This is a genomic window from Microbacterium sp. LMX7-1.2 (genome assembly GCF_040675935.1).
GTDB lineage: Bacteria > Actinomycetota > Actinomycetes > Actinomycetales > Microbacteriaceae > Microbacterium.
In genome coordinates this window covers 3,269,900-3,290,003 of record NZ_JBEGIL010000001.1, presented here as the reverse complement: position 1 = coordinate 3,290,003, position 20,104 = coordinate 3,269,900, and the positions used below count along the sequence as shown (strand labels likewise).

Annotated in this window: 18 protein-coding genes and 1 tRNA gene; 4 read left to right on the top strand and 15 right to left on the bottom strand. The window is 69.7% G+C overall.

The window, feature by feature from the left end:
- Window positions 1–8 precede the first annotated feature (8 nt).
- Complete coding sequence (glmU, locus tag MRBLMX7_RS16140) at window positions 9–1,457, bottom strand: bifunctional UDP-N-acetylglucosamine diphosphorylase/glucosamine-1-phosphate N-acetyltransferase GlmU (protein ID WP_363370025.1); 1,449 nt, start codon at window positions 1,455–1,457, stop codon at window positions 9–11.
- A gap of 1 nt (window position 1,458) precedes the next feature.
- Window positions 1,459–1,530 (bottom strand) — tRNA-Gln (locus tag MRBLMX7_RS16135).
- A 72-nt stretch (window positions 1,531–1,602) separates the two neighbouring features.
- Between MRBLMX7_RS16135 and MRBLMX7_RS16130 the strand changes: the two genes are divergently transcribed.
- Window positions 1,603–2,097 carry a MarR family winged helix-turn-helix transcriptional regulator gene (locus MRBLMX7_RS16130; protein WP_050722759.1) on the top strand — a complete coding sequence of 165 codons (495 nt, stop codon included), beginning with the start codon at window positions 1,603–1,605 and terminating at the stop codon, window positions 2,095–2,097.
- Window positions 2,098–2,121: 24 nt separating this feature from the next.
- Here the strand turns inward: MRBLMX7_RS16130 and MRBLMX7_RS16125 are convergent, their stop codons facing one another.
- On the bottom strand, window positions 2,122–3,075 hold the full coding sequence (locus tag MRBLMX7_RS16125; RefSeq protein WP_363370023.1) for an NADP-dependent oxidoreductase: 954 nt from the start codon (window positions 3,073–3,075) through the stop codon (window positions 2,122–2,124).
- A gap of 116 nt (window positions 3,076–3,191) precedes the next feature.
- Between MRBLMX7_RS16125 and MRBLMX7_RS16120 the strand changes: the two genes are divergently transcribed.
- Both MRBLMX7_RS16120 and MRBLMX7_RS16115 read left to right on the top strand, forming a co-directional pair.
- Window positions 3,192–4,127 (top strand): GlxA family transcriptional regulator, encoded by a 936-nt coding sequence (locus MRBLMX7_RS16120; RefSeq protein ID WP_363370021.1) that lies wholly within the window; start codon window positions 3,192–3,194, stop codon window positions 4,125–4,127.
- Window positions 4,128–4,143: 16 nt separating this feature from the next.
- Window positions 4,144–5,076: a pseudouridine synthase gene (locus tag MRBLMX7_RS16115; protein ID WP_363370019.1), complete on the top strand. Its 933-nt coding sequence runs from the start codon at window positions 4,144–4,146 to the stop codon at window positions 5,074–5,076.
- A gap of 18 nt (window positions 5,077–5,094) precedes the next feature.
- Here the strand turns inward: MRBLMX7_RS16115 and MRBLMX7_RS16110 are convergent, their stop codons facing one another.
- The 11 genes from MRBLMX7_RS16110 to MRBLMX7_RS16060 form a co-directional block, all read right to left on the bottom strand.
- The gene (locus tag MRBLMX7_RS16110; protein WP_050722755.1) at window positions 5,095–5,754 is read right to left on the bottom strand and encodes a methionine ABC transporter permease; all 660 of its coding nucleotides are present in this window, start codon (window positions 5,752–5,754) and stop codon (window positions 5,095–5,097) included.
- Window positions 5,754–6,797, bottom strand: a complete 1,044-nt coding sequence (locus MRBLMX7_RS16105; protein ID WP_363370017.1) for a methionine ABC transporter ATP-binding protein — start codon at window positions 6,795–6,797, stop codon at window positions 5,754–5,756. Before MRBLMX7_RS16105 ends, MRBLMX7_RS16110 begins: the two co-directional genes overlap by 1 nt.
- Before the next feature lie 119 nt (window positions 6,798–6,916).
- Window positions 6,917–7,825, bottom strand: coding sequence for a MetQ/NlpA family ABC transporter substrate-binding protein (locus MRBLMX7_RS16100; protein WP_363370015.1), 909 nt, complete (start codon window positions 7,823–7,825; stop codon window positions 6,917–6,919).
- A 137-nt stretch (window positions 7,826–7,962) separates the two neighbouring features.
- Entirely contained in the window at window positions 7,963–9,762 is a 1,800-nt protein-coding gene (locus MRBLMX7_RS16095) for a Na+/H+ antiporter (protein ID WP_363370013.1), read from the bottom strand.
- 40 nt (window positions 9,763–9,802) lie between these two features.
- Window positions 9,803–10,588, bottom strand: coding sequence for an ABC transporter ATP-binding protein (locus tag MRBLMX7_RS16090; protein WP_363370011.1), 786 nt, complete (start codon window positions 10,586–10,588; stop codon window positions 9,803–9,805).
- Entirely contained in the window at window positions 10,585–11,637 is a 1,053-nt protein-coding gene (locus MRBLMX7_RS16085; RefSeq protein ID WP_363370009.1) for a FecCD family ABC transporter permease, read from the bottom strand. The genes MRBLMX7_RS16090 and MRBLMX7_RS16085 overlap by 4 nt, the downstream gene beginning before the upstream one ends.
- Before the next feature lie 3 nt (window positions 11,638–11,640).
- On the bottom strand, window positions 11,641–12,684 hold the full coding sequence (locus MRBLMX7_RS16080; protein ID WP_363370007.1) for a FecCD family ABC transporter permease: 1,044 nt from the start codon (window positions 12,682–12,684) through the stop codon (window positions 11,641–11,643).
- Between the two features lie 22 nt (window positions 12,685–12,706).
- Window positions 12,707–13,666 carry an ABC transporter substrate-binding protein gene (locus MRBLMX7_RS16075; RefSeq protein ID WP_363370005.1) on the bottom strand — a complete coding sequence of 320 codons (960 nt, stop codon included), beginning with the start codon at window positions 13,664–13,666 and terminating at the stop codon, window positions 12,707–12,709.
- A 96-nt stretch (window positions 13,667–13,762) separates the two neighbouring features.
- Window positions 13,763–15,586, bottom strand: a complete 1,824-nt coding sequence (locus MRBLMX7_RS16070) for an ABC-F family ATP-binding cassette domain-containing protein (protein ID WP_363370003.1) — start codon at window positions 15,584–15,586, stop codon at window positions 13,763–13,765.
- A gap of 45 nt (window positions 15,587–15,631) precedes the next feature.
- The gene (locus MRBLMX7_RS16065; RefSeq protein WP_363370001.1) at window positions 15,632–16,108 is read right to left on the bottom strand and encodes a DUF664 domain-containing protein; all 477 of its coding nucleotides are present in this window, start codon (window positions 16,106–16,108) and stop codon (window positions 15,632–15,634) included.
- A 14-nt stretch (window positions 16,109–16,122) separates the two neighbouring features.
- Complete coding sequence (locus MRBLMX7_RS16060) at window positions 16,123–17,034, bottom strand: phosphotransferase family protein (protein ID WP_363369999.1); 912 nt, start codon at window positions 17,032–17,034, stop codon at window positions 16,123–16,125.
- Between the two features lie 188 nt (window positions 17,035–17,222).
- On the opposite strand from MRBLMX7_RS16060, the gene MRBLMX7_RS16055 reads away from it, so the two are divergent.
- Entirely contained in the window at window positions 17,223–18,608 is a 1,386-nt protein-coding gene (locus tag MRBLMX7_RS16055; protein ID WP_363369997.1) for an HNH endonuclease signature motif containing protein, read from the top strand.
- A gap of 340 nt (window positions 18,609–18,948) precedes the next feature.
- Here MRBLMX7_RS16055 and MRBLMX7_RS16050 read toward each other — a convergent pair whose 3' ends face one another.
- Window positions 18,949–20,070, bottom strand: a complete 1,122-nt coding sequence (locus MRBLMX7_RS16050; RefSeq protein WP_363369995.1) for a sugar-binding protein — start codon at window positions 20,068–20,070, stop codon at window positions 18,949–18,951.
- Window positions 20,071–20,104 lie beyond the last annotated feature (34 nt).

The following is a 20,104-nucleotide window of genomic DNA, read 5'->3' as shown; positions in this document are numbered from 1 at the left end:
CAGTCCGCCTACTCCGCCGCTCGCGACCGGGCCGCGGCGTCCGCCGCTCCCGTACCTGCCCTGTTGTTCTCGACCCAGCCTTCGATGTTGCGCTGGGGGGCGACGCTCATGGCAAGAGCACCGGCGGGGACGTCCTTGCGGACGACGGCTCCGGCACCTGTCTTGGCGCCTGCTCCCAGCCTAACGGGCGCGACGAGAGTCGTGTGCGACCCCGTGTGCACCTCGTCCTCCACCACCGTGCGGTGCTTGTTGACGTCGTCGTAGTTGGCGGTGATCGTGCTGGCGCCGAGGTTGACGCCGCGGCCGACGGTCGCGTCGCCGACGTATGACAGGTGCGGCACCTTGCTGCCCTCGCCGATCTCGGCGTTCTTGGTCTCGACGTACGCGCCGATCTTGCCCTTCGCGCCGAGGACCGTGTTGGGCCGGAGGAAGGAGAAGGGGCCGACGGTCGCTTCGGCGCCGATCACGGCGAGCGTCGCATCGCTGCGGCGGACGATCGCATCCTCGCCCACCTCGCAGTCGACGAGCGTGGTGTCGGGGCCGATGATCGCCCCTGCGCCGATCTTCGTCGCACGCAGGATCTGCGTGTGCGGCAGCAGCGTGACGTCGGGAGCGAGCACGGCGTCGTCGTCGATCCACGTGGTCGCGGGGTCGACGACCGTGACGCCCTCGAGCTGCCAGCGACGCACGATGCGCTCGTTGAGGAGACGGCCGACGAGGGCGAGCTGCGCACGGTCGTTGACGCCGTAGGTGACGGTGACGTCGGAGACGACCGATGCCGCGACGCGGTCTCCGTCGCGACGGAGCAGCCCCGGGACGTCGGTGAGGTACATCTCACCCTGGGCGTTGTCGACGCCGATCTCCGGCAGATAGCGACGCAGGGTCGCCGCACGGAAGACGTACATCCCTGCGTTGATCTCACGGACCGCGACTTCGTCGGCGCTCGCATCCTTCTGCTCGACGATGCGGTCGACGCTGCCGTCGGCGTCCCGGATGACGCGGCCGTACCCCGTGGGGTCCTCGACGACGGCGGTCATGAGCGTCGCGGGTGCGCCCGCCGTGCGGTGCGCGTCGAGGAAGCCGGTGAGCGTGTCGGCGTCCGCCAGGGGGCAGTCGCCCGAGAGCACGAGCACGTCCCCGTCGAACTCGGCGGGGAGCGCGTCGATCGCGACCTGCACGGCACGACCGGTGCCGGGCACCTCGTCCTGGTCGACGAAGACCGCGTGGGGGTAGCTCTCCGACAGCGCTGCGACGACCTGGTCGCGCTCGTGCCGCACGACGACCTCGACGTGGGCGGCGCTGAGACGCGCGGCCGTCGTGAGGACGTGCCCGACGAGCGGGCGCCCGCCGATCGGGTGCAGCACCTTGGGGAGTCGCGACTTCATGCGCGTGCCCTGGCCTGCAGCCAGGATGATGATGGCGAGGTCGCTGCCTGCGACGCTGTCGTTTGCGGTCATGCTCCGCCGCCAGGACTCGAACCTAGACCTCACAGCTCCAAAGGCTGTCGTGCTGCCATTACACCACGGCGGACCGCGGCGCCCCGAGGAGGCCGCCCGTCAAGTCTGCCATGTCCATCCGTGTGCTTCCCGCGATAATGGACGGATGAGCGAGGCGGATGAGGTCGACCGGATCGTCGGCGCGTGGAACACCCAGCGACCGGACCTCGATTTCTCGCCGCTCGAGGTGCTGTCCCGCATGGACCGCCTCACCCGCCTGCTGGACCGTGCGCGTCGGGACGTGTTCCGCCGCAGCGACCTGGAGCCCTGGGAATGGGATGTGCTGTCGGCACTGCGCCGCGCCGGCTCCCCGTTCCAGCTCTCCCCCAAGCAGCTGCTGCAGCAGACGCTGGTCTCCAGCGGCACCATGACGAACCGCATCGACCGCCTGGTCGGCCGACGCTTCGTGCGACGGGAGGCCGACCCGGCCGACGGCCGGAGCGTGCTGGTCACGCTCACGGACGACGGCCGGATCCGGGTGGATGCCGCGATCACGCGCCTCGTCGACGTCGAAGCCGATCTGCTGCAGGGCCTGTCGCGCGGCGATCGCGACCGCCTGGCCGCCCTGCTCCGCAAGCTGAGCCTGAGCTTCGACGCCTGACCACGGTCCGAATCGCGGCGGCGATCAGACCTCCGGGTCGACGACCACGACGACCTTGCCCGTCGCGCGTCCGGTCTCGACGCGCTCCTGAGCGGAGACGAGCTCGTCGAGCGGGAACTCCGCGTCGAGGTGCACGGTCACGCGTCCGGCATCCGCGAGGTCTGCGATCTCCCCGAGCTGCGCCCCGTCCGCGTGCACGAGGATCCGCTCGACGGGCGAGGCGCCCCACTCGGCCAGCTGCGCACGCTGGGCGTTCGTCAGACCGGTGATGCTGATCACGGAGGTGCCGGGGGCGACGGCCCCACGCGGCGGCAGTGTTCCGTCGACCGTGACGATCACGGCGTCGACCGGTGCGACCGCGGCGAGCGCCTGCTCGTCGCGGTAGTCGACGACCTCGTCCGCGCCCCACGAGCGGACGAGGTCGTGCTTGGCGGGGCTCGCGGTCGCGACGACGGAGGCGCCTCGAGCCACGGCGAGCTGGATCGTCAAGTGCCCCACGCCGCCGGCGCCCCCGAGCACGAGCACCCGCTGCCCCGCGCCCGCATCGGAGCGCACGCCCGCGGCGTCGAGAGCCTGCCAGGCGGTGAGGGCGGCGAGCGGAGCGGCCCCGCCCTGTGCGGTGCTCCACGCCTGCGGGATGCGCGCGAGATCGGATGCCGCGACCGCGGCGTACTCGGCGAGGGTGTGCGCCGCGCGGGGGAAGCCGGCGAGCGCGTGGACCCGGTCACCGACCGCCCACTCCTCGACGTCGTCGCCGACCGCGACCACGACGCCGGCGACGTCCCATCCCGGGCGATCGGAGTAGCGGATGACACCGAAGTCGGTCGCGGCGGCGCGGATCTTGACGTCGACGGGGTTGAGCCCCGCCGCGCCGACGCGGAGGAGCACCTCGTCGGCGGTGGGACGAGGGGCGTCGATCACGGTGATCGAGACGACCTGGGCGGCGGACCCCGGTCCGGTGTACTTCGCTGAGCGCACGGCGCTGCCTTTCTCTCGGGCGGCGTCCCGGTGCATCCGGGGCCGCTGTCCCAGCATCCTCGGCAGCCTCCCGGCCGGATAGTGGCCGGATGGACAACATGTGTCACGATAGAGCCATGCATTCGATCGTCGTCGTGGCCCTCCCCGGGGTGTTCCCCTATGAGCTCGGCGTGCCCGCCCGGTTCTTCCGCGCCGCCGAGAAGGACGGCGTCCCCCTGTACTCCGTCACCACCTGCACCCTGGACGGGCTCCCCGTGGCGACCAACGCCGACTTCTCCGTGACGCCGCAGGCCGACCGGTCCGCGCTCGACACCGCCGACACGATCATCGTGCCGCCGTGGAGCGACGCCGAGGTGTCCGGCGACCCGATCGGCCTCGCCGCCCTCGCCGACCGCCGCATCGTCAGCTACTGCACCGGCGCGTTCACGCTCGCCGCCGCCGGCCTGCTCGACGGTCTCGAGGCCACGACGCACTGGTGCGCCTCGACCGAGTTCGCTCGCCGGTTCCCCCGCGTGCGCCTCCGGGAGGACGAGCTCTTCGTCGACAGCGGCTCCGTGCTCACCGCAGCCGGAGCCTCGGCAGCCGTCGACGCGACCATGCATCTGATCGCGAAGGTCCATGGGGCGGCGGTCGCCGCGCAGGTCGCGCGGGTGACGCTGGCGGCCCCGCATCGCGGAGGCGGTCAGCGGCAGTTCATCGCCCGACCCGCCCTGCCCACCGCCGCCGCCGGCTCGGCCAGCGACATCCAGGCATGGCTGTCGTCGCGCATCCATGAGCCGCTCTCCCTCGCCGAGGTCGCCGAGCGCTTCGGTATGAGCGTGCGCACGCTGACCCGCCGGTTCCGCTCCGAGACCGGACGGACAGTGGGCGACTGGTTCGCCGACGCCCGCGTCGACAGGGCGCGCGAGCTGCTCGAGACGACCGACCTGCTCATCGACGACGTGGCCTCGCGCTCCGGCTTCGCGACCGGCGCCGCACTGCGCAAGCACTTCCGCGACCGGATCGGGCTGTCGCCGCAGCAGTACAGGTCGCGCTTCGCGCGCGCCGCGTAGGGTGGGACGAATGGGTATGCCCTCTCCTCTCCCCGTGCGCGACGGCGTCGGTGCGACCCGTCTGCACGTCCCCCTGAGGGGAGAGTGGCCCACGGTCGCGGCGTACATGGTCGAGCGCTTCTTCCACCTCGACCCCGAGCGCCTGCTGGTGCGCTTCGACCGCGGCGAGATCGTCGCCCGCGACGGGCGGCCCCTCGCTCGGGATACGCCCCTGGGCGCCGAGGAGTTCGTCTGGTACTACCGCGAGCCGCCGGTCGAGGGCGAGGTGCCCTTCGAGATCGAGGTGCTGCACCAGGACGACGACCTCGTCGTGATCGACAAGCCGCACTTCCTGCCCACGACGCCTGGCGGCCGGTTCCTGCAGAACTCGGCGCTCGTGCGCCTTCGCAATCTGCTCGACAATCCCGAGCTCGCGCCGATCCACCGCCTCGACCGCGCCACGGCCGGGCTGCTGATGTTCTCCGCCCGCCCGCCGACACGCGGCGCCTACCAGCTCATGTTCGAGCGCCGACAGGTGCAGAAGGTGTACGAGGCGGTGTCTGCCCGGCCCGTGGACTGGGATGCCGACGCCTACCCGCTCGTCTACCGCAACCACATCGTCAAGCATCGCGGCGAGGTGCGCGTGCGCGTCGAGCCCGAGCTCGCACCGAACGCGGAGACGGTGATCGACGTGCTGCACGCCGACGACCGCGTCGTGCACACGCTGCTGCGTCCGCACAGCGGCAAGATGCATCAGCTGCGCGTGCACCTCGCGGCGCTCGGCCTCGGCATCCTGCACGACGGCTTCTACCCCGAGCTCCTCCCGGAGGCTCCGGACGACTTCAGCCGGCCGTTGCAGCTGCTCGCGCGCGAGCTCCACTTCGTCGATCCGCTGAGCGGCGAGGACCGCGTCTTCACGACTCGGCGCGCGCTCGACTTCGCGCCGACGGCATCCCGCGCCGCATCCTGAGCACCGCGACGGGGCGCGCTACCGGCGCATGACCTTGCGCGCGAGCCTCGCGCCGAGCATCTGCACGAGGTGCACGAACACGACGATCAGCACGATCGCGGCCCACATCACGACGGGCTCGAACTGACGGAAGCCGTAGATCTGCGCGAAGGCTCCGAGCCCGCCGCCGCCGATCAGTCCCGCCATCGCCGTCATGTCGATCAGCGCCACGACGACGAACGTGTAGCCGAGGATGAGCGGCCCGAGCGACTCGGGGATCGCGACCGTGAAGAGGATCCGCAGCGGACTCGCGCCCATCGACTTCGCCGCCTCGATGACGCCGGGCGGGACCGACACCAGGTGCTGCTCGACGATGCGGCCGATCGCGAAGGCTGCCGCGATGCCGATGATGAACGCCCCGGCCGTGGTGCCGATGCCGGTGCCGACGACCACGCGCGCGAAGGGCTGCGCGACCGCGACGAAGAGCACGAACGGGATGGGCCGGAAGAAGTTCACGGCGAGGTTCGCGATCGCCGCCACCACGCCGTTCTGCAGCAGGCCGCCCGGGCGCGTGACGTACAGGATCACGCCGATCACGAGACCCAGGATGCCGCCGAGCACGAGGGCGAACGTCGTCATGTACAGCGTCTCGAGCGCGGCGGACCAGAACTCCGGGCCCAGTTCGATCAGGCGATCCATCAGCGGGCCTCCTCTCCGGCGAGCTCCGTGACCTCGACGCGTTCGCCGATCGTCGCGAGTGTGCGGTCGATCGCGGCGCCGTCACCGCGGATCGCGAGCGTCAGGTGCCCGAACGCCCGTCCGCGGATGTCGTTGATCCCGCCGTACACGAGCTCGAAGTCGAGTCCGGCCGCGGCGAGGTCGAGGAAGACCTGGGCCTGCGAGGAGTCTCCGTCGCGGAACGAGAGCGTCACGATGCGACCAGCGTGCCGCTCGCGCAGCACCGCCAGCTCGGCAGGCGACGGCACGCCTTTGACGACGGTGCCGACGAAGCGCTGCGAGGCCGGGTTCTGCGGGGCCGAGAACACGTCGAACACATCGCCCTGCTCGATCACGCGCCCGCGCTCCATGACAGCGACCTTGGTCGCGATGGTCTGGATGACGTCCATCTCGTGCGTGATCACGACGATCGTGACGCCCTGCTCCCGGTTCACGCGCTTCAGGAGGTCGAGCACCTCGTGCGTGGTCTGCGGGTCCAGTGCGCTGGTGGCCTCGTCGGCCAGGAGGATCGCGGGCTTCGTGGCGAGGGCCCGGGCGATTCCCACCCGCTGCTTCTGCCCGCCGGACAGCTGCTCGGGATACGCCTTCGCCTTGTCGGACAGCCCGACGAACGCGAGGAGCTCGGTCACGCGCTCCTCGATGTCGGGCTTCGACCAGCCGGCGAGCTTCAGCGGATAGGCGATGTTCGCCTTCACGGTCCGCGAGGAGAAGAGGTTGAACTGCTGGAAGATCATCCCGATGCCGCTGCGGACCTTGCGCAGCGCGCTCTCGGGCAGCGCGGTGATGTCGACGCCGTCGACGTGGATGGTGCCGCCGGTCGCGGGCTCGAGCGCGTTGATCAGGCGCACGAGCGTCGACTTGCCGGCGCCGGAGTACCCGATGATGCCGAACACGTCGCCCTTCTCGATCTCGAGGGTCACGTCGTCGACGGCGACGACCTCGCCGTCGCCCGGGGTGCGGGCGGGATAGGCCTTCGACACGGTGGCCAGGCTCACGATGGGCATGCATGCTCCGAGATGGGTGGTCGGTGGGTTCGTGCGGCGGGGAACGACGAATCGGGTGACGCACGAGGCGCCACCCGATTCTCTCGCATCAGGCGGGGCGGGTCTCACCCCGCACGGAGTCACTTCTTCGCGTCGGCGTCCTTCTGGACCTTCGCGAGCGTGGAGACGAGGTCTTCGACCGGGGTCTGCAGCGCCACGGCGGTGTCGCCCGAGGACTCCTGGAGCCCTGCCTGCACGTCGGCGTTAGTCTGGAAGATCTCGACGAGCTTGAGGTACGTCTCGTTGTCGGCATCGTCGGCGCGTGCCGCGAAGATGTTGACGTACGGCAGCGCGCTGGGGTCCTCGGGGTCGTCCTGCGCGATCGCGTCGTCGAACGTGAGGCCGGCGTCCTCCACGAAGTCGTTGTTGATGATCGCGGCGGCGACATCGGGCAGCGAGGTGGGGATGAGCGCGCCCTCGAGGGCCGTGATCTTGACCTTGGACTTCTCGGTGTCGACCTGCGCGAGGTCGGAGTACGGCGTGCCGCCGTCCTTGAGCTCGACGAGCCCCGCCTGCTGCAGCACGTTGAGCGCTCGCGCCTGATTCGAGGCGTCGTCCGGCACGGCCACCGTCTCGCCCTCGGGGATGTCGTCGACGTCGTCGTACTTCTTGGAGTAGAGGCCCAGCGGGTAGATCGCGGTCGAGCCGATCGGCGTCAGGTCGGACCCCGAGGCGTTGTTGTACTCGGCGAGGTACACGATGTGCTGGAACTGGTTCAGGTCGATCTCGCCCTCGGTGAGTGCGGGGTTCGGCTGCTCGTAGGAGCCGAAGTCCACGAGCTCGACCGTGATGCCCTCGTCGGCGGCGGCCTCGACGAACGGGGCCCACTGCGCGTCGCCCTTGCCGACGACGCCGATCTTGACGGTCTGGTCGGCCGAGCCGGAGTCGCCGGAGCCGGCGTCGGAGGATGCCGTCGCGCAGCCCGACAGGGCGATGACGAGCGGGACCGCAGTGAGCGCGGCGAGGAGGGTGGTGGTGCGGCGGGACATGTGAGTACGGATTCCTCTCTTGGGGGACTCGAATACGTTAGGCAGCGCGGGCGACGACTCGACAATCGGGCGTCACAGAGCGTCACGCGCGATCTACCGGAGTATTGGTTTCCGGACGCGCGGGTCACGGCACCGCGTCAGTCGTACTCCTCGATGCCCTGCAACCGCACCTGCTCGAGATCGAGCCGGGCGGAGATGCGACGCACGACGAGGTCGTCGACCGCACCCGAGCGGCGGAGCCCCAGCAGCACCTCGCGCTTGCGCTCCAGGAGCGCGAGCTTGAGCCGCGTGTGCTCCTCGTGCCGCAGCAGCGGCGACCGCTGCATCACGTCGACGTCCGTGGAGGTCGCGATCATCTGCAGCGTGCGCACCTCGCCCTCGGCGGTCGCACCGTCATCGTCGACCTCTCGGGCCCGCTCGGGCGAGATCCCGGGAGAACCGGCATCCCCTCCCCCGATGCTCTCCCCGGCGGATCCCGCAGCGCCCAGCGGGTCGGGCTCGCCGAGCAGGTCGTCGAGGGCTTTCGCCTCGGCATCCACGATCGCCTGCTCGCGCGCGAGCGCCTTGGCGTTCGAGAACTCCAGCATCTGGTACCCCTCGGCGCGCACGCGGTCGCGCACCTCCTGGCCGATGCCGTGCTCGACCGCGAGATCGTCGAGCGCCGAGAGAGCGGCTCCGGAGATCGTGCGCTCAGCGAGCTCGTACTCCTCGGCCTCGACGTAATCGACGGGGAACCGCGCCCAGCGCACGATCGCGGGCAGCAGCGGCCCCTGCACGAGCAGGCTCAACAGGATGACGCCGGCGGTGACGAACACGATCTCGTCGCGTCCGGCGATCTCCCCGCCCGTCGCAGCCGACGCGGGAACCGACAGTGCGATCGCGAGCGACACCGCGCCGCGCATGCCGGCGACCGTCGACACCGCACGTGCTCGCGCCCTGGCACCGCGCGCGGGCCTCGGGCCGGCCTGCCGCTGGAACACGACGTTCAGCAGTTGGAAGACGTAGCGCACGACGAGCAGCGTGGCCCACACGGCGAGCGTGATCAGGACGAGCCGACCGATCTCGGCGCCCGAGATCTCGTGCGCCACGTACTGCACCTCGAGCCCGATCAGGACGAACAAGGCGCCGTTCAGCAGGAACACCCCGAACGGCCAGGCCGCATCCGCCTGACGCCGGGACGACGCCGTGGTCACCCGGGGCGACACCCAGGCCACGATCAGACCCGCGACGACGACGGCGAGCACTCCCGACGCGTGCACGATCTCGGCGAGCAGGAAGGCCGAGAACGGGATGAGCAGCAGGGTCACGTTGATGACGGCGGTCGACGAGGAGCGGCGCAGCAGCAGGTAGCCGAGCGCCGCGATCACGACACCGGCCGCGACGCCGCCGAGATACGACATCAGCACCGACATGGTCACCGAGAGGGGCGTGATGTTGCCGCCGAGCGCGAGCGAGACCGCGATCGCGTACAGCACGAGCGCGGTGCCGTCGTTCGTCAGGCTCTCGGCCTTGAGCTTCATGAACATGCGCCGCGGGAGCAGGCGCCCGAGGGCGGCCACCGCGGTGGCGTCCGGCGGGGCGACGGCCGCGCCGAGGATGAGCGCGGTCTCCCACGGCATCCCGAACAGCAGGCCGATGCCGGCGACCGCGAACGCGGACGCCACCACGAGCAGCGTGCTCATCGGCAGGATGTAGCGGAAGTCGCGGCGGATCGAGCGCAACGACGTCGTGAGGCTCTCCCAGAACAGCATCACCGGGAGGAAGAGCAGCAGCACGGTCTCGGGCGGCAGCTGGATCTCCCGCAGCTGCGGCACGAAACCCAGCGCGAGTCCCAGGATGACGAGGACGAGGGGCAGAGCGAGTCGGACGCGGGGTGCGAGCAGCGCTCCGACGAGGATCGTGAGTCCGATCAGAACGGTTACTTCGAGGCCTTCCATCCCTGTCTCCCAACGCAGATGGGAGAAGGATATTCCTCTCTCAGCCGTGCGACCAGCGCGGCACCACGAGCGGGCTGCCCGATTCGGGATCGGCGATCACCCTCGCATCCAGACCGAACACGTGCGCGACGAGGGATTCGGTGATCACCTCGTCGGACCGGCCGCTCGACACGACGGCTCCGTCCTTCATCGCGACGATGTGATCGGCGTACCGCGCCGCCTGGTTGAGATCGTGCAGCACTGCGACGAGCGTCGTGCCCGCGGTGCGGTTGAGTGCACGGCACAGCTCGAGGAGCTCGACCTGGTGGCTGAGGTCGAGGTACGTCGTCGGTTCGTCGAGCAGCAGAATGGGCGTCTGCTGCGCGAGGGCGACCGCCATCCACACGCGCTGCCGCTGCCCGCCGGAGAGCTCGTCGACGAGACGGCCGGAGAGGTGCCGGACGCCGGTCGCATCCATCGCCTCCGCCACGGCGGCCTCGTCCTCAGGCGACCAGGGCGAGAACAGCCTCTGATGGGGGTACCGGCCGCGCGACACGAGGTCGATCACGCGGATGCCGTCGGGCGCGACCGGGCCCTGCGGCAGCAGTCCCACCTCACGCGCGACGTGCTTGGTCGGCAGGCGATGCAGGCTCTCCCCGTCGAGCAGCACGCTGCCCCGCGCGGGCTGCAGCAGGCGTGTCAGGCTCTTCAGCAACGTGGACTTGCCGCACGCGTTCGGGCCCACGATCACCGTGAAGGCGCCGTCGGGGATCTCGACCGACACCTCCTTGCAGACGATGCGGTCGGCGTAGCCGAGCGCGGCCTCAGCCACGGTCAGACGGGTCATCTTCTCTTCCCTTCTCTCAGGAGCAGCCAGAGGAAGTACAGTCCGCCGATCGAGACGGTCACGATGCCGAGGGGGAGGGGCGAATCGGGATGGATGCGCTGCGCGACGACATCCGCGAGTAGGAGCAGTAGCGAGCCGACCGCGGCGGTGGGTCCCAGCGCCAGGCCGTCGGAGCGCACGATGCGACGCGCGATCTGCGGGGCGGCGAGCGCGATGAAGGAGATCGGTCCGACGGTCGCGGTCGCGAGCGCCGTGAGGCCCACGCCCACGACGATCGCGCTGACCTGCACGAGCCGGACGTTCTGCCCCAGGGCGGTAGCGAACGGCACGCCGACCTGCATGAGGCGCATCGGACGGCTCAGCAGTAGCGCGGCGATCACGAAAGCACCGGATCCGGTGAGCGTGATCCACACGGTGGGCCACGAGACGCCGGAGAGGTTGCCCGCGCCCCAGAGCCCCGCCATGATCGCATCCTCTACGGTCGCGTTCAGGAGGATCCACACGTTCACGGACGCGAGCATCGCGCTCACGCCGATCCCGACGATGATGAGCCGCACTCCCCGCACGGCACCGCGGCGAGAAGCGAGCAGGAAGACGAGGAACGCGGTCACCACGCCGCCGACCAGCGCGCCGCCCATGGTCGCCGCCGACCCTCCGCCGAGCAGCAGCATCACCACGAGCGCGCCCGTGTACGAACCGGTCTGGAAGCCGATCACGTCGGGCGAGCCGAGCGGATTCCCGGTGAGGTTCTGGAAGATCGCTCCGCTCATCGCGAGGCACGCGCCGAGCAGCACCGCGATCACGATGCGCGGGGCACGCCACTCCAGCACGACCATCGTCGTGTACTCGTCCCCCCGGCCGGCGAGTGCGGCCATCGCCTCGGGGAAGGAGATCTGGGCGGATCCGGAGAACACCGCGAACACGGCGAGCGCGGCCGTCGCGATCCAGAGCCCCGCGCACACACGCAGAGAGCGGGCGTCGACGAGCATCCACGGGCGAACTGGTGGGCCGACACGGTGCATCCGTCGGCCGAAGTCGAGATCGGTCATGCGTCAGACCTCCGAGACCCGGAAGCGCCGGACCATCCAGATGAGCACCGGCGCACCGATGAACGCGGTGACGACGCCGACCGGCACCTCCCCCGCCGTGATGATCCGGCCGAGCACGTCGGCGAATCCGAGCACGATCGGGGCGATCAGCACCGAGTACGCCAGGATCCACCCCTGGTGGGGGCCCACGATCATGCGGGCGACGTGCGGGGCGAGCAGTCCGAGGAACCCGATCGGCCCCGCGGCCGCCGTCGCGCCGCCCGCGAGCAGCGCGATCGCGAGGAGCACGACGAGCCGGATGCGGTTCGGATGCGCGCCCATGGCGACGGCGGAGGCCTCGCCGAGCGACAGGACGTCGAGCGAGCGCGAGCTCAGCAGCGCGATCACCAGGCCGACCACGATGAACGGCACGATCGCGAGCGTCGCGTCGAGCGGCTGGGATGCCGTGGTGCCTGCCGACCAGCCGCGCATCCGCTCGAGCACCTCGGAGTTCGACAGCAGCACGGCGGAGCTGAAGCCGGACAGCACCGCGCCGAGAGCCACGCCGGAGAGGGTCATGCGCACCGGGTTGCCGCGCGCCGCTCCGGTGTTGCCGATCGCGAAGACCAGCACCGAGGTGAGCATCGCCCCGACGAACGACCACCACATGTACTGCGAGATGTCGGTGACCGCGAAGAACGCGAGGCCCACGACGACAGCGAGCGATGCGCCGGCGTTGACCCCGAGGATGCCCGGATCGGTCATCGGGTTGCGTGTGACCGCCTGCATGAGAGCTCCGGCGACGCCGAGCGCCGCCCCCGCGACCAGGATGAGCACGGTGCGGGGCACGCGTGAGAACCAGACGGTCTGCGAGATCGCGTCGTCGGGGTCGGGCTGCAGCAGCGCGTGCAGGACGTCGGCCGGCGGCACGGTGCGTGATCCGACCAGCATGCTCGCGGCGAGCGCGAGCACGAGGAGGATCAGGAGCGGGATCAGACCGGCCCAGCGACGGGGAGCACCGGAGCGCTCCCCGTCGAGGCGCGGCTCGGCGAGCGAGACCTGCGACATCAGATGGTCAGGTGGGAGGAGGTCAGGCGACCTTCGCGGATGCCGACACGAGAACCGCGACATCGTTCAGCCACTGCGCGTAGGTCGACGCGGTCATGGCGCCCTTGGAGCTCCAGGCCCCGAGCTGCTCGGCCTTGACGGCGGGGAGAGCGTCCCACAGCTCGGCCGAGAAGGAGAAGTCTTCGTCGTACCCCTCGATCAGCAGGATGTCGGCCGGGTAGGTCGAGGCGTCCTCCCACGCGACCTGTCCCCACGGGTTGCCCGTGGCCGGGGCGTCGGCCCCGACGATCGTGGCGCCGAGCTCTTCGAGAAGGTCGGCCTGCGCGAAGCCCACGCCCGTGTAGAGCATCTCCTTGGTGGGGCTCGCGAGCATGATGTTCAGACCGTTGTCGGCTGTGGCGGCGCGGAGGGCGTCCTTCGCGGCCTCGAGGTCCTCATCCGAGGCGAGGATCTCCTCGGACGCGACCTCGCCGCCGAAGAAGTCCGCGATCTCGCGGGTGTCGGCGATGCGGGCGTCGATGGTCTCGCTGCTGGGGAGTGCGACGAACGGAGCGACGCGCGCGATCTGCGAGTTCACGTCCTCGTCGAACCACTGCCAGCCGTCGGCCGTGCCCTGCCCGATGATCGCATCCGGGCGGAGCTCTGCGAGCTTCTCGACGTCGATCTCGCCGTCCTTGCCGACGACCGGGATGTCGCTGATGTCGGCGTCGCCCATCACGAAGGGGTTGTCGCACTCGTAGCCGAACAGCGCCACCGGCTCGATGCCGTACTCGTGCAGGGAGCTGTAGGCGTAGCAGTCCATGACGATGTTCTCGGGCTGTCCGTCGAAGTCGATCTCCAGCCCGTCGATCGTCGGGTGCGCGAGGGTGACGGTGTCGCCGCCGTCCGCCGCAGGTTCGCCGGCGGCGTCTGCGGAGGCGCACGAGGCGAGCAGCAGCGCGGAGGCGGAGATGAGGGCGGCAAGGGTGAGGCGGCGATTCACGGCATGACCATTTCTGTCGTCGGAGGGGTGTTCTTCGACCCTATCGACGGCGACTTAGGGTAGCCAAACCTAAATTAATCCCGGCGTGTCGCGCGATCAGCCGATCTGCTCCGTGAGCTCGAACCAGCGGAGCTCGAGCTCCTCGATCTCGGACTCCTGGTCGCCGATCGCCTTCATCCGCTCCCCCAGGCCGGCGTAGTCCGCCTGGTCGTGGTCGGCCAGTGCGTGCTTGGCCTTGTCGACCTGCTCGGTGAGCTTCTGGATCCGGCGCTCGAGCGACGACGCCTCCTTCTGCGCGGCGCGCAGAGCGGCCCCGTCCAGACCGGCGGCCACTGGCGCGGCATCCGATCCCGCGGCCGCAGGTGCGGCGGTCGTCGTGGGCGCGGCATCCTGCAGCTGCCGCAGACGCAGGTACTCGTCGACCCCTCCGGGCAGGTGCCGCAGGCGACCACCGAGGATCGCGTACTGCTGATCGGTGACCCTCTCGAGGAAGTACCGGTCGTGACTCACGACGAGGAGCGTGCCCGACCACGAGTCGAGCAGATCCTCGATCGCCGCGAGCATGTCGGTGTCCATGTCGTTGGTGGGCTCGTCGAGGATCAGCACGTTCGGCTGGTCGAGCAGCACGAGCAGCAGCTGCAGTCGACGCTGTTGACCGCCGGAGAGGTCCTTAACCGGCGTCGACAGCTGCGCTGACGAGAAGCCGAGGCGTTCGAGCAGCTGACCGGGTGTCAGGTCCTGCGCCTTCGAACCGGCACCCATCGTGTAGGAGGTGCGCAGGCCCGAGATCACGACGCGCACCGGGTCGTTCCAGTGCTGCTCGAGCTCGTCGAGTCGCTGCGTGAGCGTCTTCACCTTGACGGTCGTGCCGCGTTTGATGCGCCCCTCGGTCGGTTCGACCGTGCCCGAGATCAGACCGAGCAGCGTCGACTTCCCTGCGCCGTTGACTCCCAGGATGCCGGTGCGTTCGCCCGGCGCGATCCGCCACTCGACGTCGGACAGCACACGCTTCGTGCCGCCGTCCTCCGTCGGATAGGCGACTCCCACGTCGAGCAGGTCGACGACGTCCTTGCCCAGGCGCGAGACCGCGAGCGACTGCAGGGAGACCTTGTCGCGGATCTCGGGCACATCGGCGATAAGCTCGTTCGCCGCGTCGATCCGGAACTTGGGCTTGCTCGTGCGCGCGGGGGCCCCGCGGCGCAACCAGGCCAGTTCCTTGCGGGCGAGGTTCTGCCGCTTCGCCTCGGTCGCCGCCGCCATCCGGTCGCGCTCGACGCGCTGCAGGATGTACGCCGCGTAGCCGCCCTCGAAGGGCTCGACGATGCGGTCGTGCACCTCCCAGGTCTCGGTGCAGATCTCGTCGAGGAACCAGCGGTCGTGGGTCACGACGAGCAGGGCTCCGGAGTTCGCGGGCCAGCGCTTCTTGAGGTGGCCGGCGAGCCAGGTGATGGCCTCGACGTCGAGATGGTTGGTGGGCTCGTCGAGCGCGATGACGTCCCAGTCGCCGGCGAGGAGCGTCGCGAGCGAGACGCGGCGACGCTGACCTCCGCTGAGCGCGCCGATCCGGGCATCCCACGGAAGTTCGGACAGCAGCCCCTCGATGACGTCACGGATGCGCGCGTCGCCAGCCCACTCATGCTCCGGGGTGTCGCCGACGACGGCCTGCGCGATCGTGAGGTCGTCGTCGAGCGTGTCGGCCTGGTCGAGCACGCCGATCGTGGTGCCGCCGCGCACCGTGACGCGGCCCGAGTCGGGTTCCTTGCGTCCGGCCAGCATTCCGAGAAGGCTCGACTTGCCGTCGCCGTTCCGGCCGACGATGCCGATCCGGTCGCCTTCCTCGATGCCGAGGGTCACGGAGTCGAAGACGACTCTCGTCGGGTACTCGAGGTGCAGGGCCTCAGCCCCCAGAAGATGTGCCATATCGTCTTCCAGGGTAGTCGGGCGTGACGGTGCCGACGGCCGCGGTCAGCGGCTGTCGACGAGCGAGCGGAGGATGTCGAGCTGCCCGGTGTTCCAGGCGAGTTCGTCGAGCACGTGCGTGTACAGACTCAGGACGGTGCGCGGATGGCGTCCGGTGACGACGTCGTCGAGACGGAGACCCGAGAGGTTCGAGCGGGCGTGCTCGCGGATCTCCAGGCAGTGGGCCCTGACCGACTCGATCGTGTCGGTCTTCCTGGCCTTCCAGGAGTTCGCGGTGGCGACGGGCAGCCCGAGCTCGGCGCGCGGACGGCCGGTGATCGCCTCGCCGAACCACACCCCTTCGACGTAGGCGGTGTGCCTCACGACGCCGAGGATCGATGGGCGCCCCGGGATGAGGATCTCGCGCGCCTCCCCGTCGGACAGCCCGTCGAGGCTGCCGAGGATCAGGCTGCGGCTCTGCTCGATGCGCGCGTCGAGGTCGTCTCTGGTCGAGACGCCGGAGTCGGCGTGGTGATGGCTCATGCAGGGATCCTCCCTCACCCCTCCGACATCTGCGCGATCCAGGTGACGGAGGCGATCGCCTCCCGCCGCTGGAAGTCGCGCAGAGTCGCCATACCCGGTGGCGCCGGCCACCGGCACTTCTCGAACCAGTTCCCGCCGATCGCCGCGAGCAGGGAGATGTGGTCCTCGGTGGTGGAACCGTGGAACACAGGATGAGCGAGGAGGGGATCGACATCGGCTTCGGCATCCGCCACGCGCAGATCGAGGAGGTAGAGCAGAGCGTCCTCCCACCCCGCACCCCTGGCCGCCCAGGGCCAGTCGAGCAGCCGGGCACGTCCGGACGGGTCGATGAGGATGTTGTCGGTGCGCAGGTCGCCGTGCACGAGACGGTCGCCGGCGACCGCGGCATCGACGCGTTCCGCATGCGTGCGGAGGAAGGCGAGGTGCTCCACGCACCACGGGGTCGTCTCATCCAGGAGACCAGCGGCCTCGAGACGCCTCCAGGACTTCGCATCCTCCGCGAGCTCATCGGCGAGAGAGGGCAGACCGGCCGGTGGTGACACGGCGGCGAGCGCCGCGATCGCATCGAGCACGGTCGCGGTATCGGAGGGAGCGTCTTCTCGCGGATGCCGCCCCTCGACGTCCTCGATCACCAGAACCGTCCAATCGTCCTGCGTGAACGACTCGACGAGATGGGCGGCGGGGAGCTCTCGCGGGATGGTGCGAAGGATGCCGACTTCCCTCTCGTACAGGTCGAAGGTTCCCTGCGACGACGCGTGCACGGCCTTCACGAAGAGACGCCGGCCATCCTCGAACGACATCCGCGACGCCATACCCGCCGAGAATCCGCCGGGCTGAGTGCGAGCCCCGCTCGCCGGCGATCCGGCGACCTTCTCGACGCGCTGCCGGATGCCGTCGGGGAGATCCGCCCATTCGAGTCGTGCCATCGAGCCACTCTAGCCGTGCGGGGGTGGGGCCGACGGCTCGCCCGGCCCCACGGTCATCTCGCGCGCACCGCCCGGCTGTCTCATTCGAGTGATCCGCCACCGCGCTGCAGTGTCGCTTCATTCCAGTATTCCAGGGAGAGCATTCGAATCTTCGTTCGAATGTCGGTGGTTGGTGATGGACTCAGGTCATGACAGCACTGATCGATGCGACGGACTCGCAGATGGCGGCGCTCGCCGGTCTGGTCGAGTCGCTGCAGGTGGCCGAGCAGACGCTCGCCGCGATGCAGGCGGCGCGCGACGGACTGCTGGCCATCGCCGGGCGTCTGGCCATCGACATCGCCCGGCAGGGCGACCATCCCGACCGGGGCGACCATGCGATCCGTTCGGTGGCGGCCGAGATCGGAGCCGTGCAGCGCGTGAGCGACCGCACGATCGAACGACGCATGGCCGACGCGACCCTGCTCGTCGAGCAGTTCCCCTCGGTGTGGGCCGCACAGGGGGCCGGACTCATCAGCGCCGCGCACTCCCGGGTGATCGTCGACGCCGGATCGCATCTCGTCGATGACGCAGATCGCGAGGCGTATGCGGAGACCATGGTGCCGCTCGCCGCGGAGGAGTCAGCCAACAGGCTGCGGCCCCGCGCTCGGCGTGAGGCTGAGCGGTTGCTCGCGCGCTCGATCGACGAGCGACACCGCGAGGCGCGTGCAACGCGCCGCGTGTGGATGACGGACGCCGATGACGGCATGGCAGATCTCCACGTCCACGCTCCTGCTGTGCTCGTGCACGGCATGTTCGACCGCCTCTCGCAAGCTGCTCACGCCGTGCGAGACGAAAACCGCCGCCTTGCACGGGAGAGCGCGAGCGAAGACGGTGGCTCGGGCAAGGATGCGTCATCGCCCGACGGGCGCACGGTCGATGAGCGCACAGTCGATGAGATCCGCGCTGACCTGCTGACCGATCTCGTGCTCACCGGCGCGCCCAGTGGTCATGACACCGCCGACGGGATGTTGGGTGCGATCCGCGCGCGGGTCGAGATCACTGTGCCGGTGCTGACCCTGATGGACGATCAGGCATCGACCTCGCTCGCGTTCGACGACGTACCGGCGCTTCCTCCCGCAGAACTCGATGGTGTCGAGCCGATCGACGTCGACACCGCTCGCAGCCTCGCGGGCTCCACGACGGGATGGGATCGTGTGCTCACTCACCCGATCACCGGGCGCATGCTCGCCGTCGACCGCTACCGGCCGAGCGAGCATCTGCGGCGACACCTCCGGGCGCGAGATCGCCGGTGCCGATTCCCGGCGTGCGGGATCGCTGCGAGGAAATGCGATCTCGACCACAACCACGACGCCGCCACGGGCGGAGAGACCCGCGATACGAACCTCGCGCAGTTCTGCCGACGACACCATGTCCTCAAGCACCACTCACCCTGGCACGTCCGCCAACGACACGGCGGCATCCTCGAGTGGACCAGCCCGACGGGGCGCATCTACAGCGACAAGCCGCCGACGCAGCACACCGTGACGTTCGCACCGGAGCCGGCAGCGCCTGTGCCTGCGCGCGCGCCGTTCTGACCTGCGCTCCTTCTGACCCACGCCCACGAACTCACGATGACCGGTGAGATCGTCATCGAGCGGTTCGACGTCCTCGGCACCCGATCCGACGGATCCGTCATGGCGACCGCATGCCTGGACGTGTCGACCGTCGCCTTCCTGGATTCGACCGGAACCACCATGCCTCTCGGCTACGTGCCCGAAGCACAGCATTTCGAACTCCGGTTCGACGAGGAACACGGGGCGCTGCACGCCAAGAAGCCGCTGCAGGCGAAGTCACTGCTGCGCGCGAAAGAACCGCTGCACGCGAAGGAGCCGCCCGGGTCGAGTGACCCGGACGGCTCCGTTCAGCGGTTCGCGCTTACTGGTACGACTTCACGATCTCGAGCAGGCTCGGGACGTTCGCGTACGCCTCGGCGGCGTTCTCCTTGGTGACGATCACCGGGTCGAGCAGGTACGACGGGACGACCTTGGAGCCGTTGTCGTAGGACTCGGTGTCGTTCACCTCGACCTCGTCGCCCTTCTGCAGCTCGCCGACCATCTTGATGGCCTGCGCGACGAGCAGCGTGGTGTCCTTGTTGATCGTGGAGTACTGGATGCCCTCCATGATCGACTTCACGGACTCGACCTCGGAGTCCTGACCCGTGACGACCGGGACGGGACGACCGGCCTGCTGCACCGAGGTGATGATGGCGCGGGCGAGGGTGTCGTTCGGCGAGAGGACTCCGTCGAGCACGGTGTCACCGCTGTACGAGCCGGTCAGCAGCGTGTCCATGCGGTTCTGGGCGTTCTCGGCGAGCCAGCCCTCGGTCGCGGTCTGGGCGATCTCGGTCTGACCCGAGACGACCTTCAGCGTGCCGTCGTCGATCTTCGGCTGCAGGACCTCCATGGCGCCGTCGAAGAAGACCGCGGAGTTCGCGTCGTCCGGGGAGCCCGAGAACAGCTCGATGTTGTACGGAGCCTCGTGGCCCGCACGCTCGGCGAGACCGTCGAGCAGGGCCTGGCCCTGCAGGTTGCCGACCTTGAAGTTGTCGAACGCGACGTAGTAGTCGAGCGCGTCGGTGTTCTCGATCAGGCGGTCGTACGCGATCACGTAGGCGCCGGCATCCTTGGCCGCCTGCACCTGCGTGGCCAGCTGCTTGCCGTCCTTCGCGCCGATGATGATGACCTTGGCGCCGTTGGTGACCATGGCCTGGATCTGGTTCTGCTGCTCGGCGACCGTGTTGGTGGCCGGTGCGTACTGCACGTCCGCCTTGAAGCCGGCTTCCTTGAGCCCGTCCTCGAACAGCTTGCCGGCGAGGACCCAGTTCTCCGAGGTCTTGTCCGGAAGGGCGACACCGATCGTGGCGTCGGCTGCGAAGCCCTTCGAGGCCTCGTCGCCCGAACCCGATCCGGTGTCGCCGCCACGCTCGGCCGAGCAGCCAGTGAGCGCGAAGGCAGCCGTCGCGACGAGCGCTGTCGCGGTGACGATGATCTTCTTCATGTGATCTCTTTCTCTGATGTGTGACGGATCCGGC